This is a genomic window from Jejuia spongiicola (assembly GCF_023502325.1).
Lineage (GTDB): Bacteria > Bacteroidota > Bacteroidia > Flavobacteriales > Flavobacteriaceae > Wocania_A > Wocania_A spongiicola.
Genome location: NZ_JAMFLZ010000009.1, coordinates 91,912 through 106,069 on the forward strand (window position 1 = coordinate 91,912; position 14,158 = coordinate 106,069).

The 14,158-nt window shown below is 31.1% G+C and carries 12 protein-coding genes; 3 read left to right on the forward strand and 9 right to left on the reverse strand.

Features of this window, described 5'->3' with window-relative positions; translation table 11 throughout:
- Positions 1-20: 20 nt before the first annotated feature.
- On the reverse strand, positions 21-1,256 hold the full coding sequence (locus tag M3P09_RS16105; protein WP_249973907.1) for an ABC transporter permease: 1,236 nt from the start codon (positions 1,254-1,256) through the stop codon (positions 21-23).
- Between the two features lie 140 nt (positions 1,257-1,396).
- Between M3P09_RS16105 and M3P09_RS16110 the strand changes: the two genes are divergently transcribed.
- Positions 1,397-2,593: an exo-beta-N-acetylmuramidase NamZ family protein gene (locus tag M3P09_RS16110; protein WP_249973934.1), complete on the forward strand. Its 1,197-nt coding sequence runs from the start codon at positions 1,397-1,399 to the stop codon at positions 2,591-2,593.
- A gap of 49 nt (positions 2,594-2,642) precedes the next feature.
- Here the strand turns inward: M3P09_RS16110 and M3P09_RS16115 are convergent, their stop codons facing one another.
- The 3 genes from M3P09_RS16115 to M3P09_RS16125 are packed head-to-tail and all read right to left on the reverse strand — an operon-like array spanning position 2,643 to position 4,897.
- On the reverse strand, positions 2,643-3,524 hold the full coding sequence (locus tag M3P09_RS16115) for a glycerophosphodiester phosphodiesterase family protein (RefSeq protein WP_249973908.1): 882 nt from the start codon (positions 3,522-3,524) through the stop codon (positions 2,643-2,645).
- The gene (locus tag M3P09_RS16120; protein ID WP_249973909.1) at positions 3,524-4,360 is read right to left on the reverse strand and encodes a sterol desaturase family protein; all 837 of its coding nucleotides are present in this window, start codon (positions 4,358-4,360) and stop codon (positions 3,524-3,526) included. Before M3P09_RS16120 ends, M3P09_RS16115 begins: the two co-directional genes overlap by 1 nt.
- Before the next feature lie 42 nt (positions 4,361-4,402).
- Positions 4,403-4,897 (reverse strand): YkgJ family cysteine cluster protein, encoded by a 495-nt coding sequence (locus tag M3P09_RS16125; RefSeq protein ID WP_099562936.1) that lies wholly within the window; start codon positions 4,895-4,897, stop codon positions 4,403-4,405.
- A gap of 60 nt (positions 4,898-4,957) precedes the next feature.
- On the opposite strand from M3P09_RS16125, the gene M3P09_RS16130 reads away from it, so the two are divergent.
- Positions 4,958-5,656: a class I SAM-dependent methyltransferase gene (locus M3P09_RS16130; RefSeq protein ID WP_249973935.1), complete on the forward strand. Its 699-nt coding sequence runs from the start codon at positions 4,958-4,960 to the stop codon at positions 5,654-5,656.
- A gap of 3 nt (positions 5,657-5,659) precedes the next feature.
- On the opposite strand, the gene M3P09_RS16135 is transcribed toward M3P09_RS16130, so the two are convergent.
- The 5 genes from M3P09_RS16135 to M3P09_RS16155 form a co-directional block, all read right to left on the reverse strand.
- On the reverse strand, positions 5,660-6,127 hold the full coding sequence (locus M3P09_RS16135; protein WP_099562937.1) for an arsenate reductase/protein-tyrosine-phosphatase family protein: 468 nt from the start codon (positions 6,125-6,127) through the stop codon (positions 5,660-5,662).
- A gap of 3 nt (positions 6,128-6,130) precedes the next feature.
- A complete protein-coding gene (locus M3P09_RS16140) occupies positions 6,131-7,744 on the reverse strand; it encodes an amidohydrolase (RefSeq protein WP_249973910.1) in 1,614 nt (537 codons plus the stop codon).
- 67 nt (positions 7,745-7,811) lie between these two features.
- The gene (locus tag M3P09_RS16145) at positions 7,812-8,390 is read right to left on the reverse strand and encodes a DUF1287 domain-containing protein (RefSeq protein ID WP_099562939.1); all 579 of its coding nucleotides are present in this window, start codon (positions 8,388-8,390) and stop codon (positions 7,812-7,814) included.
- A 44-nt stretch (positions 8,391-8,434) separates the two neighbouring features.
- A complete protein-coding gene (locus tag M3P09_RS16150; protein WP_249973911.1) occupies positions 8,435-10,171 on the reverse strand; it encodes a TonB-dependent receptor in 1,737 nt (578 codons plus the stop codon).
- 26 nt (positions 10,172-10,197) lie between these two features.
- Positions 10,198-13,239, reverse strand: a complete 3,042-nt coding sequence (locus M3P09_RS16155; RefSeq protein ID WP_249973912.1) for a tetratricopeptide repeat protein — start codon at positions 13,237-13,239, stop codon at positions 10,198-10,200.
- Positions 13,240-13,466: 227 nt separating this feature from the next.
- On the opposite strand from M3P09_RS16155, the gene M3P09_RS16160 reads away from it, so the two are divergent.
- Positions 13,467-14,150, forward strand: a complete 684-nt coding sequence (locus M3P09_RS16160; protein ID WP_249973913.1) for a cell division ATP-binding protein FtsE — start codon at positions 13,467-13,469, stop codon at positions 14,148-14,150.
- Positions 14,151-14,158 lie beyond the last annotated feature (8 nt).

The following is a 14,158-nucleotide window of genomic DNA, read 5'->3' on the forward strand; positions in this document are numbered from 1 at the left end:
AATTAATTCAAAGCCTTTTTTTATTCAAACCTTATTGCTTTTACTGGCGATATTTTTGTAATAATGTATGAAGGTACTAAAAGCATTAGTAAACATAACATTAGTGTTCCTATGTTTAAAGCCACAATATAACCTAAACTTATAAAAACTGGTGCTTCAGTAACGTAATACGTTTCTACTGGAAGCTCTATTAACTTAAAATATTTTTGTGCAAATAATAATCCTAATCCTAAAATATTCCCCCATAACAATCCTAGAAAAATAAGATACGACGCATTGTAAATAAATAGTTTGCGAATGCTAAAATTATTACTACCTAAAGCTTTTAAAACACCAATCATTTGAGTACGCTCTAATATTAAAACTAGCAATGCAGTTATCATGTTAATACCAGCTACAAGTATCATAATACCAATGATACCGTAAATATTTTTATCAAAAATTTTAATCCACTCTAAAATAGAGTAATATTTATCTGCTATTGTTTGCGTGTTTAATGTTGAAGGCGTGTTTTGGTAGATTTCTATACCTTTTCTTTGTAGTTCGCTGTAATCATTTATAAAAACCTCAAAGCCTCCTATTTCGTCTTCTTTCCATTTATTGATGCGCTGTAAATGACGAATGTCTCCTATTAAATAAGTAGCATCAAAATCTTGAAACCCCGAGTTATAAATACCTGTAATTGTATATGTAATAATATTTGGTAGCTTATTAGGATCTTCCTTCTTAAAAATCATTTGAAATTTGTCTCCCAATTTAAATTGCAGTCGATTTGCTAAATACTTAGATATTAAAACCTCTTCGTTTCGTTTACCGTTATAATCTGGAAGCTTACCTTCAACTAAAAAATCTTTGAAATAGCTCCAGTTATAATCTGCCCCAACACCTTTTAAAATGGCACCTTCAAAATCGGTTTCTGTACGTATAACACCAAACTTTGTAGCTACAACTTGAATATGACTTATACCTTCAACCGATTTAAACTCTGGATAAAACTCTTGATTTTTTGATATAGGAAATACGCTTTCTTGCGAGTTATTACTATCGTAATATGTAATATTTACATGCCCATTAAAGGCTACAACTTTATCGCGAATTTTTTGTTGCAAACCAATTCCTGTCGCAATAGCAACCATCATTACAACCATGCCTACAGCAATTGCAGCTATTCCAATTTTTATTATTGGTGCCGAAATACTACTTTTATACGCTTTACTACCAATAATGCGTTTAGCTATAAAAAACTCGTAATTCAATTTATATTATGCTATTTAAAGGTTTCTTCAGTTTTAAATTTAATACACCTATATTAAGAGAACTTAATACTATTACTAGGTTTTTTGTTAAATACCTATTATGGGCTTTCAAAAATACAGTTTTATTATTTGTTTTAGTAATGATTTCTTGCGGAAGTAAGTCTAAATCAAAAGACATTTCAAGTATAACAAACGATCACATCTTAAAATCAGTTGAGAATGAAAAAGCTATTATAGTTGGTGCAAACCAAACTGAAACTTATTTACCGCTAATAAACGGAAAACGTATAGGTATTGTTGCAAATCAAACTTCTGTTATATTTAAGGCAGAAGGTGGAAGTTACACTCATTTAGTAGATTCATTAATAACTTTGAACGTAGACATTAAAAAAGTATTTGCTCCAGAACATGGGTTCCGTGGTACTGCAGATGCTGGTGAAAAGATAAAAGATGGTGTTGATACTAAAACTAATTTACCTATACTTTCACTACATGGCAAAAGCAGAAAACCATCAAAAGAACAGCTAGCTGATATTGATATTATGATTTTTGACATACAAGACGTTGGCGCTCGCTTTTATACCTATATATCTACTTTGCATTATATTATGGAGGCCTGTGCTGAAGCAAAAATTCCGTTGTTAATTTTTGATAGACCAAATCCAAATGGGCATTATGTTGATGGTCCAACTTTAGAAATTGAAAATAAAAGCTTCCTTGGAATGCATACTATTCCATTAGTACATGGTATGACTATCGGCGAATATGCTCATATGCTAAATGGGGAAGGGTGGCTAACAGATCAATTAAAATGTAATATCACTGTCATACCTGTTAAGCATTATACACACAATACATTTTATAGCTTACCTATTAGGCCTTCTCCTAATTTACCAAACGATCAATCTATAAAACTGTACCCAAGTTTAGGGCTTTTTGAAGGTACAAATGTAAATGCTGGACGTGGTACAGAGTTTCAATTTCAACGTTATGGTGCTCCTTTTTTAGATAAAGAAAATCTTAATTTTACCTATACACCTATTCCTAATTTTGGAGCAAAACACCCAAAACATAAAAATAAACTTTGCTATGGTGAAGATTTAAAAGATGAAGATGTTGAAGGAGTTATGACCTTAAAATGGATTATTAAAGCTTATAAAAATTCAACTGATAAATCTTTGTTTTTCCTTACTGAAGGTTTCACAAAACATGCTGGCTCAGACAAATTACAAAAACAAATTGAAGCTGGGTGGAGTGAAAAAGCTATTAAAGAAACGTGGCAAGAAGATTTAAATGCGTTTAAAAAAATTCGTGAAAAATATTTAATTTATGATTAACAAATCTACGCTTCTATAATACTAGGTACATTGTGTTTGAAATAACATCTTATTTGTAAAGCAAATTTATCAACCTATCTGGATAGTCTGTAATAATTCCATCTACATTAAGCTCAATAACTTTCTTTAAATCCTCAACTGAATTAACCGTCCATGGAATCACTTGAAAATTTTTAGTTTTTAAATCCCTTACCAGCTTATCATTTAAAAGTTTATAATCTGGGCTTATAATTTCTGGCAAAAAACTCATCGAAGAGAGCTTCCCAAAAACATCTTCATTAGCTCCAATTAAAAGGGCAACTTTCATTTTTGGAGATTGTTTTTTAGTTTCTTCTAAAACTCTTAAATCAAAGCTTTGAATATTAGTAGTTTTAAAAACTTGGTTGTCATTTACCACTCTCAAAACCAGAGCAACAAAATCTTTTGGACTTGGTGTAAATATTCCATCGAAACTAGGTTTAGATTTAACTTCAATGTTGAACTTGATTTTTGGGTTTAGTTTTTTAGAGGTTTTTATTACCTCATCTAAAGATGGTTTATATGTTTTAAGCTTTTGTTGCTTTGTAAATCTTGGATGAAATTTTGTACCACAATCAAACTGCTTAATACTATCAAAAGTCATTTGATATAAGTTATATTTTTTGTCATAATCTTCAGCTATTTCAAATCCATTCATATCTAAACAAGTGGTTCTACTCATAAAAGGCTCATGAGATACCACAACAATATTATCTTTAGAAATTGCAACATCCAACTCAATAGTATGGACACCTAATTCTATGGCTTTCTTAAAAGCTTCAAGCGTGTTTTCAGGCATCAAACCACGACAACCTCTATGTCCTTGAATTTCTATAATTTTTGTTGATTCGCATTCCATAACGAAAAATAAAAGGAAGTAAAAGAAGATTAGTTTTAACTTATTATTCATCATTAATGATCTACAGTTTCAGTTGGTTTTCTGTATTTCTGAAAAGGCTGTTTCAATAAATCTTTAATATTACTATTTTCTTTTTCATCTGGGAAAACATCAACACCATATACAATTTTATCAGTATCTAATTCCATGTATGTGCCAAATAACCTATCCCAAACCGAAAAAATATTTCCGTAGTTAGAATCTGTATATGGCATTTTATAATGATGATGCACCTTGTGCATATCTGGAGATACCAATACGTAGCTTATTAATTTATCAACCCTTTTGGGCAGCTTAATGTTTGAATGACTAAACTGTGTTGCAACAATTGATAATGATTGGTAAAGCATAACAATACCTATTGGAGCACCAATAACAATAACTCCAATTAATGTAAATGTATAACGAATAACACTCTCAATAGGGTGATGCCTGTTAGCTGTAGTAGCGTCAACTTTATGATCAGAATGATGTACTAAATGTACCATCCATAACGGTGGGACTTTATGCTCTATTAAATGTGGTAAATAAGCTCCAAAAAAGTCCATTAAAAAAACGCCAATAACAACATATAAACCTAACGACATCTCTGGTAACCAATTTAAAATTCCAAAATTACTGGCAATTGCCCAATCAGAAGACATTAATAAAAGAAATGCCATAGGCAAATTAACAAGTATAGTTGTTATTGTAAAAAATATGTTAGGAACAGCATGTTTCCATTTTTTATAATTAAAATTAAACAAAGGCATTGCACCTTCTAAAAGCCAGAAAAAAGTTAAACCTCCTACGATAATAATACCACGATGAAGCGGCGGAATAGATTCAAAATATTGCAATAAAGTTTCCAATAGAAAAAAATTTAGATACTAAATATAATGAAAACTTAGAAGTTAAAGCTTAACTCTTTTTTTCATTTCTTCAACAATATTATAAGCTGCAGGGCACATAGCAACATTTTTTAAAGTGAGATTAGAAATCTGTTGAAACTTTTTTCTGTCAGTATGGGGGAATTCTCTGCAAGCCTTGGGTCTTACCTCGTAAATAGAGCAGTAGTTATCAGCCCCTAAAAAAGTACATGGCACTTTTTGTAGCACATAATCGTTATCCTCATCAACTCGTAAAAATTGATTTATAAACTGTTGTGGTTTTTGCTTAAAATGCTTCGATATTCTATTAATATCTTTATCTGTAAATAATGGCCCAGTAGTTTTGCAACAATTTGCACAAGCTAAACAATCCGTTTTCTCAAACTCTTCATCGTGTAGTTCTTGCATCACATAATCTAAATTCTTAGGTGGTTTCTTTTTAAGCTTCGCAAAGAATTTTTTGTTTTCGTTATGCTTATCTTTGGCGAGCTTTGGAAGATTATTTATGGTGTCTTGCATGGTGTAAAAATACTATAATTTATGAGATGCTGAAACAAGTTCAGCATGACAAAATTAATTATGAAAGACCTTTTTGGAAACGCTATATTAGATTATCAAAACGGAAATTATACCGAGGATATTATTACATCAACTAGTATTTCTGATGAAGATGTATTGCCCCTTCCCTACTTGTTTCGCGATTTTGAAGACATGCCAAAACTCGAGAAGAAAGCTTTAAAATTGGCAAAAGGTTTGATTTTAGATGTGGGTTGTGGAGCAGGAAGTCATAGTTTATATTTACAAGAAAAAGGGTTCAAAGTAAAAGCTATTGATATTTCAAAAGGAGCAACAGAAGTTAGCAAACAACGTGGGGTTATAAATGCTGTAGAAAGAGGTATTTTAGATGAATCTGGAACATTTGACACCATTTTATTATTAATGAATGGCACTGGAATATTTCAACAAATGTCTATGGTCTCAAAGCATTTATTACATTTAAAAAATCTACTTAAAACAAATGGACAAATTTTAATTGATTCTTCTGACATTAAATATATGTTTGAAGACAAAGATGGTGGTTTCTGGATAGATACTAATGCAAATTATTATGGTGAACTCGATTATTTCTTGTCATATAAAGGCGAAAAAGAAGTGCCAATGAAATGGTTGTATTTAGATTTTAATACTCTATTGACAGCTTGCATTTCTGTTGGGCTTAAATGTGAACTGGTTTTAGAAGGCGAGCATTTTGATTATTTGGCGAGAATAACAAACTGAGGTTTAGTTTTTAGGTAAAGACTCTATTAGTTTTTCTACTTTCTCTTTTATAGCATCTTTTGCTACATTATAATCTTTACTTATTGATGGCGTGCCATTCCATTGTTCATCACTTAGTTGATTAGAATCATTATTTGTTGGTAAATTACAATCAAAAGTTACTGTTTTGTAGGCTTTTTTAATATCGTATAAATCAACTTTTTTTGGTTTCCAAGCTTCTACATCAAAGCCATCATTCTTTAAACCTAAAATCGTTTCTTTAGTTAAAAGACTATCAGGCTCTGTTCCCCTAAAAACAGCATGATACTTTAAATTTTGTTCTTTAGATAATTTATTAAAATATGCTGCTGCAATAGGGCTTCTGGCGGCCCCATGAGTACAAACAAACAAAATTTCCTTAGAAGCTTCTTCTTGTTTACAGTTAAACAAAACCCCTAATACAAAAAAAATAATAATTATTTTTTTTAACATAATTTAAAGAGTTACCCCATTAATAAACGTATTAATCACTTTTATATTAGGAATTTCAGAAACTTCAACCGTCATAATATCCTTATCTAAAATGATAAAATCAGCAAATTTACCAGCTTCAATACTGCCTTTTTCGTCTTCTTCAAAATTTGAATAAGCCCCCCAAATCGTCATACCCTTTAAAGTTTCTTCCCTACTTAAAGCATTTTCTATTTGATACCCTTCTTCTGGGTATCCCTTTAAATCTTGTCTTGCAACTGCAGCATAAAATGTGTAAAATGGACTTACATACTCCACAGGAAAATCAGTTCCTAAAGCCACTTTTCCATATTTATTTAATAAGTTTTTATAAGCATAAGCTCCTTTAATACGTTTGCTACCAAGTCTATCTTCTGCCCAATACATATCGCTTGTAGCGTGAGTTGGTTGTACTGATGGAATAATATCATCAAACAAATCAAAATCTTCTGGTGAAATAACTTGTGCGTGTTCAATACGCCAGCGTCTATTAGACTTTTTATGTAATACCTCTTTATAAATTTGTAAAACAGCATGATTTGCGGAGTCGCCAATAGCATGGGTATTCATTTGGTATTCAGAATTTGCAATTGCTTTAGCTGATGCTTTGAAAGTTTCTAAATCTGTAACTGGTAAACCTAAATGCTCTGGTTTATCACTATAAGGCTTGCGTAACAATGCCCCCCTTGAACCTAAAGCACCATCAGCATAAAATTTGAAGGATCTTACATTTAGTCTTTCGGTTTTTATAACGCCTTTACTTAAATAATAGTCTAAATTTTTCTTTGATGCGGAAACCATAGCGTAAACACGCATTTTTAAATCGCCTGCTTGTTGCAAACTATCAATAATTTCAATAGCTTCAATTCCTAAACCAGCATCGTCAACCGTAGTTAACCCATATCCTAAACAGATTTTTTGTGCCTCTAATAAAGCATTTGCTATATCTTTTTTTGTTGGCTTTGGCCAATAATTCATTACTAATCCTTCAGCGTTATCAACTAAAACTCCTGTTAATTCTCCTTTTTCAAGAACAATTTCGCCTCCATCTATCATGCTATTTTCAGTAACGTTTCCTAAATTTAAAGCAGCCTGGTTACATAATATTGCATGACCATCTATTCTTGTTAAAATGATTGGAATATTTGGAAATAATTCATCTAATTGTTTTTTATTAGGATACTCTTTAACGCTCCAATCGTTTTGGTCCCATCCTCTACCTTTAATAAATTTCAGATTATGTTTCTTTTGAAAATCTACAACGCGTTGTACAACCTCATCAAAACTAGTTGTGCCAACCAAATCTACTGCTTGCTGATTAAATCCTAACCCTAAAAAATGACAATGCGCATCAATAAAACCTGGCACTATAGTTTTCCCTTCTGCATCTATTGTTTTTAAGGCTTCATATTTTGAAGACAAATCTTCTACATTTCCAACTTCTATAAATTTTCCGTCTTTAATTGCAAAAGTTGTTGCCGTTTCAAAATCATTATTTACTGTGTAAATATTAGCGTTTGTAACTATTAAATCAACTTGATGCTTTGTTGAACAACTAATTGTAATTAAGGTTAATAAAAGAATACTTAATTTTTGCATGATGGTATTTTTTATAAAAATAAAAAAAGCGTTCTTAAACGAACGCTTTTGTAAACTATTATTTATACTAATCTATAAACCGGTAATGTCCAATAATTTTAAAATCAAAAAGACAATCTTCTAAAACTTGACCTGCGCCAATATTATGGACTATTAAGTTTCGTTTACCATCTTTAGATTTTTTATTAACTACAATTCCAATATGCGTTATCGCTCCTCTTAAATTCCAACAAACCACATCTCCTGGGAAATAATCATTTGCGTTTTGGGTAATTGGTTTTTCTGCCCCCTGACGTTTAAAATAGGTCATCAAATTAGGGACCCTGCGATGATCAATATTTTTGTCAGTAGTTTTTAGTCCCCATATTTTTGGATATATATTAAAATTAGCCCTCATATCTTCATGAACTTCCTTTTGTAAATCAATACCCAGCTTTCTATATGCTCTAATTACTACATCGGTACATACTCCTTTATCTCTTGGCACATCTCCGTTAGGGTAGTCAATTGAAAAATAACTCGGGTCATATATAACTTTTTGATTTGTTAATTCTAAAGCAGCTTTCGAAAGGTTTAATACTTGTACATTACTTTGTGAAATACAAATATTACAAACGAAAAGGAATATGAAAAAAAGCTTTTTCATGAAAATATGAATTTCATTTTATGAGATACATCTTTTAGAGATAACTAGAAATCAAACTTAAAAGTAGCTCCTGCTAAAAACTGAATGCTTTGTACTGGGTAGTTAAACCAACGTTCATAAGCCTTATTAGATATATTATTAGCTTTTGCAAATACCGAAATTTTATCGTTAATATGATATCCTAAATGTGCATTGGCATCAAAGTAACTATCTAGAGTAATTAATGTACTTGCTGGCCCTGTAAAAGGATCAATAATACTTAACAAGTCTTTACGCTCTCCCACATAAATAAGGTTAGCACCAGCAAACCAATGCTCGTTTATTTGATAATCTAAAAACAACGAACCTTTTACATCGGGCAAATTCCAAGCTTCAGCTTCAGTATCTGTTGTGTATTTAAAATATTCGGCTTTTAAGCCTAATTTGAAGTTTCGGTTAACATCTACATTAATTTCACCTGCTACTCCAAAAGTATCAACATCGTCATACACTATTCCAAAAGAGTTACCATATTGATAATTTTCAGCATTAGTAAAATCGAAAAAAGTAGTATTATGTCTAAACAAAGCTTTACTCCTATCTGCTAAATAACGTCCACTAATATTATAGCTCATATTACTTGACAATTTTCCTTTTAAACCTATATACGCATTATATTGTTGGTCTGTTGGCATGACAGCTAAAGTTGGAGACACAAAAGAATTTTCGGTAGCAAAATCATGATATGAGTTCTGTATTAGCTCGCCTTGAATACCTCCATAAGCAATCAATACATCATTAACCAATCTATATGTTGCGGTAATATTTGGATATAAATAGATATTATTATCCTTAGTTTCTGAATCTCTCAAATATGAAACTGAAACACCTAAATTAACCGTTAAATCGTCTTCTTTCAATTGATATGTTGGAGAAACACTGATTTGGAAATTACCGTGCCTTAATTCGTTATTAGAAGTGTTACTTCTATCAAATGTTCCGTTTATATAATCAAATTTAAAATCGGTTGATATTTCCTCGCCATTAATTGGTATATCTATTTTAGCCTTAGCTATAAATCTATTTTCTCCAGAACCTTGATTATCTCCAAAACGTCTGAAAAAGAAACTTCCTGAATTTATATATGTATTTTCAAATGAAATATCACCACCAAAATGTGCGCTATAAAACGAATGCTCCTCATCAATATTACTTGACTGCGCTAAAGAAATTAAACCTTCTTCTACTCCATACCAATTGTACATTTGTTGCTGAAAACCACCTTCGACATTCCAAGCTAAATCTCTTAATCGACTAGAATAATTAGCATTTATTTTTGTTGTTGAAAAATTATCATCAAAAGCCAACCCATCAATACCTCCTTGGGAAGAATGATGGCTTACATAGCCACCAACACTTTCGGTTCTACTAATAGCATGATTTAAATATACTTCGCCTAAAATAGTAGTGTAAGTTCCAACACCTAAAGTTGCATAATTATCATATAGTTTAACAGGTTTTGCTTTTTCTACCACAGCAGCTTTTCCTTTTGCTGGTGTAAATGTTGATGCTACTGGAAACGAAAATATATTATACTTAATCTCCTTTTTTGTTGCAGTTTCCTCATCATCTAATGAAGGAATTTCTTTAACCTTAAAAGCATCAGAAATTGATGGGGTATATGGTTTAACTACATCAATAACACCTGTATTAATAGTATCATTTTTCCGATTTTGAGAGAAAACTGACGTTATACTTAACGTTACAATAGCTAATAAAAAATATTTTGTGTGCTTTCGCATATGTTTAGATTTACGATTGATGTTTTTTAATTTTCTTCTGTTTCTATTGACGAATTTGTTTTAGCTTCTTCAGCTTTTATTTGGCGCAATTCAGTTTTTGCCTCTTCTACAACATCATCAAATTCAGCAAAATTCTCAATAACGCTTTCTAAAATATAAGTAGCTTGAAATGCATCCTTTAAAGCATAATAATTCTTAGCCATGAGCACTAATCCTTTGGCGCTATAATATTTATACCCTGAAAAATCTTTGGCCAATTTTTGAACAGATTTATTTGATGCGGCATGTTTACCTTCTTTATTTTTAAAATAAGCATTGTAATACAATGCCTCAGCTGCCATTTCTCCTGTGGCGACTTTTTCTACTTTAGCATAAGCCGTTTTAGCTCTGTCCTCATCTCCTGTTTTAATAGCTGATCGCGCAATAATAATATGAGCATCACTTTTAATCTTATTATCAATTTTAGAATTTGTAAGGACCTTTTCTGCATAAGACACTGCATCACTATAATTTTCTAATTGATAATTAGTTTTCATCAAATTAGATTGAGCAAAGACTACATTTTGAGGAAAGTTTGCCTCTTCTTCCAATCGTAACAATAATGGTATGGCTTTATTCCAGCTTTTATTTTCTAAATAATATTGTGATAATCTCGACAGAGCTTCTTCAGTATATTCACTTTGCGATGTCTCTACTATATATTTATAATGAGGTGCTGCATTAGCCAATAAATCTTTTTTGTAGTATAACTGTGCAATATAAAAATGAGCTTGTAATGCATGTATCCCATTAGGAAACTCATTTAAATATCCATTAAATTGTTTAATGGCTTTATCTGTGTTATTATCTAAATATTGCTTTTCGGCAGCTTCGTATGTGGTATTATCTAAATCTGCATCGGTAACTTCTACATAATCTAAAGTTTTTACCCATCTAGCATAATCGTCAACTCTACCTAAATCTATATAAATTAATCGAGCTGTTGCAACCGACTGAACCGCTTCTGGTGTTCCTGGGTAATCCGCAGCAACTTTTTTAAATTTGCTTAAAGCTTGTTCGTTCTCACTACTATTATAATAAACTAACCCTTGACGTAATAAGGCTTTTGGAACGAAAGAACTCATTCTATACTCACTACTTAAACGATTATAAATTTGCATCGCTTTATCTTTTTCATTTGCTTTAACATAAGAATTTCCTAATTCGTACATTGCATCATCTCGTAATTTAGATTTAGGATAGGATTCAATAAATTGTTCTAATTCTTTCATTTTACTTGAAGATTGCCCAATGTAACCCACACTTATTGCTTTTTGAAAAAAAGGATAATCAGAGTCAATTTCATTCATTTCAATAGCTTTCTCGTAAGCACTTATAGCTTTTCTATATTCGCTAGAAACGAAATGTCCGTCACCTAATCGTAAATATGCATCGTTCAACCTTACTTTATCGTCTTTCTTATTTGAAATAAATTGATTGAAATACGTAGTGGCTTGCGGATAGTTTTTTTGCTTAAAATATGTATAAGCCAAATTATAATCTATGTTATCTATCTCTGAAGTTGATGTTGACGAATTTTGTTGCTGAAACTGTTTAAACCCAACTAAAGCATCATCATAATTTGTTAAATTATAGTCAGCTTCGGCTTTCCAAAAGGTGGCTCTAGCTGTATATTTAGGATCTCTTGGTTCTTCTAAAGATTGATCAAAAAGCGTTTCAGCTTCTAAATATTGAGTGTCGTTATACAACTCAATCCCTCTATAAAAAGCTACTTTTTGGTAAGCGACTTTATTTTCAAAGCTCTTTTTTCCTTCTAAAAGTTTAAGTGCTTCTTTGTAATTTTTGGATGTAATATATGAATCAATTAAGAGTGTTTCAATTTCTTCTTTGTAACTGGTATCTGGATATTTATCTAAATAGCCAGCTAAAACCTGTGGTGCTGATTGATATGGATTACCAATTTCGTAACTAATTTTTGCATAATTTAGCCAAGCATCTTCCTGAATTTTTAAATCGAAACTCATTTGTGATGCATTTCTAAAAGCATTTAAAGCTTCTTGCTTTTTATCTAAATGAATATAACTTTCTCCTAAATGATAATACGCATTTTGAGCAATAGAATTATTACCTCCAACAATTTTATTGAATTCTGAGATGGCTTTTTCGTAATCCTTTTGTTTATAATACGCATATCCTAATTGATAAAAATCAGTATTATTCCACTTTGCTGTTCTATCTCTTTTTCCTTTTTTACCTTTATATTCGGTTAAATAAGGTATCGCTTCGGCGTACTTTTTTAAATTGAAGTAACTTTCTCCAATAATTTTTGATAATTCAGATACTTCGGCTTCATCACTTGTATCTAGTCTGTCTTTTGCCAACTCGATGGCTTTTTCAAATTTACCTAGCTTAAAATGAAGATCTGCTTGATAATACGACAGTTTTTCTTTATAGCGTTCTTGGTCACTAACCTGATCAAAATATTCATTAGCCTCATCATAATCATCACCTTCATAAGCCATAAAACCAAGATAATATTTAGCTTGCGATCCATATTCTTGAGAGTTTTCAACGCGCGACAAATATTTTTTTGCAACCTTATACTGTTTAACCGAAAAAGCAGAATATCCATTATTAAAATTAAATTTTTCTTTTTCCTTTTTAGCTAAAGCATCTTCGTTTACTTTATCATACCATTTTCTAGCATGAGGATATTTTGAGTTTTCAAAATAATAATCGGCAACATCAACAAAGGCAGTATTTCGTTTTGTGCTTGTAGGGTAGTCTTTTACAAAATCTTCTACTAATTGATCTGCTGCTTGTTGATTGAGTCGTACGGCACAATTAGCTATGTAATAAGCACAATCAGACTGCAAAATTTCTTCTTTAGCATTTTTCTCAACACTTCTAAATAAAGATTGTGCAGCAAGATATTGTTGATTATTAAATAGTGAAAGGGCTTTTTGATAGTCTACTAAGTTACTGGTGTAAGTTGCCGACTGTTGCGCCATGATTTGGAAACTAAAACTTATGGCTACCAAGAGGGAAACAATATTATTTTTAGTCATTAACGATTTGTTTTTAATTAAAAATCAAAGATAATTCAATATAAATCTTATAACGTAATAATCGTGCCATAATTATAAACTGACTTATTAAATGTTAAAAAAGCTAAAAGTTGAGAGACAGAAGTTGGAATTTTTTTTAGCAATCATTTTAAACTTTTCTTGTTTAACTTTTAACTTTTAACTTATTAATAATACATTTACAATACTTAAAATTTATATCTGTTTTTATGTCGAACCCAATATTACAATTAAAAGAAGCTTCCATTTTTCAAGGTGACAGCTTAGTGCTTTCAAATGTAAACGTAGAAGTTAACAAAGGGGATTTTGTATACTTAATTGGTAAAACAGGAACTGGCAAAAGTAGTTTTATGAAAACCCTTTATGGAGATTTACCCTTAACAGAAGGTGAAGGCCATATTGTAGATTATAATTTAAAAACTCTAAAAGAAAAAGAAATACCTTTTTTAAGACGAAAATTAGGTGTTGTATTTCAAGATTTCAAATTATTAACTGATAGAACTATAAACGATAATTTATTGTTTGTTTTAAAGGCTACAGGTTGGAAAGATAAAGGCGACATGGAAACGCGAGTTGAAGAAGTTTTGACCAAAGTAGATATGAAAACAAAAGGATTTAAATTTCCACACGAGCTTTCTGGTGGTGAACAGCAACGTGTTGCTATTGCTAGAGCCTTACTTAACAATCCTGAACTTATTCTTGCTGATGAACCAACGGGTAATTTAGACCCACAAACTAGTGTTGAAGTCATGGAAGTTTTACAAGACATTAATAAAAATGGTAATACCATTTTAATGGCTACTCATGATTATGCTTTATTGCTTAAATACCCCAGCAAAACCTTAAAATGTGATGACAATGCGGTATATGAAGTTGTGCAGAGGAAGGGGTAATTATACAT

Bases quoted from the DNA above. Each gene is read 5' to 3' on its own strand.
- M3P09_RS16160 (WP_249973913.1), top strand. From the start codon at position 13,467: ATGTCGAACCCAATATTACAATTAAAAGAAGCTTCCATTTTTCAAGGT.
- M3P09_RS16110 (WP_249973934.1), top strand. From the start codon at position 1,397: ATGATTTCTTGCGGAAGTAAGTCTAAATCAAAAGACATTTCAAGTATA.
- M3P09_RS16155 (WP_249973912.1), bottom strand. From the start codon at position 13,239: ATGACTAAAAATAATATTGTTTCCCTCTTGGTAGCCATAAGTTTTAGT.
- M3P09_RS16130 (WP_249973935.1), top strand. From the start codon at position 4,958: ATGAAAGACCTTTTTGGAAACGCTATATTAGATTATCAAAACGGAAAT.
- M3P09_RS16150 (WP_249973911.1), bottom strand. From the start codon at position 10,171: ATGCGAAAGCACACAAAATATTTTTTATTAGCTATTGTAACGTTAAGT.
- M3P09_RS16115 (WP_249973908.1), bottom strand. From the start codon at position 3,524: ATGATGAATAATAAGTTAAAACTAATCTTCTTTTACTTCCTTTTATTT.
- M3P09_RS16145 (WP_099562939.1), bottom strand. From the start codon at position 8,390: ATGAAAAAGCTTTTTTTCATATTCCTTTTCGTTTGTAATATTTGTATT.
- M3P09_RS16135 (WP_099562937.1), bottom strand. From the start codon at position 6,127: ATGTTAAAAAAAATAATTATTATTTTTTTTGTATTAGGGGTTTTGTTT.
- M3P09_RS16140 (WP_249973910.1), bottom strand. From the start codon at position 7,744: ATGCAAAAATTAAGTATTCTTTTATTAACCTTAATTACAATTAGTTGT.
- M3P09_RS16125 (WP_099562936.1), bottom strand. From the start codon at position 4,897: ATGCAAGACACCATAAATAATCTTCCAAAGCTCGCCAAAGATAAGCAT.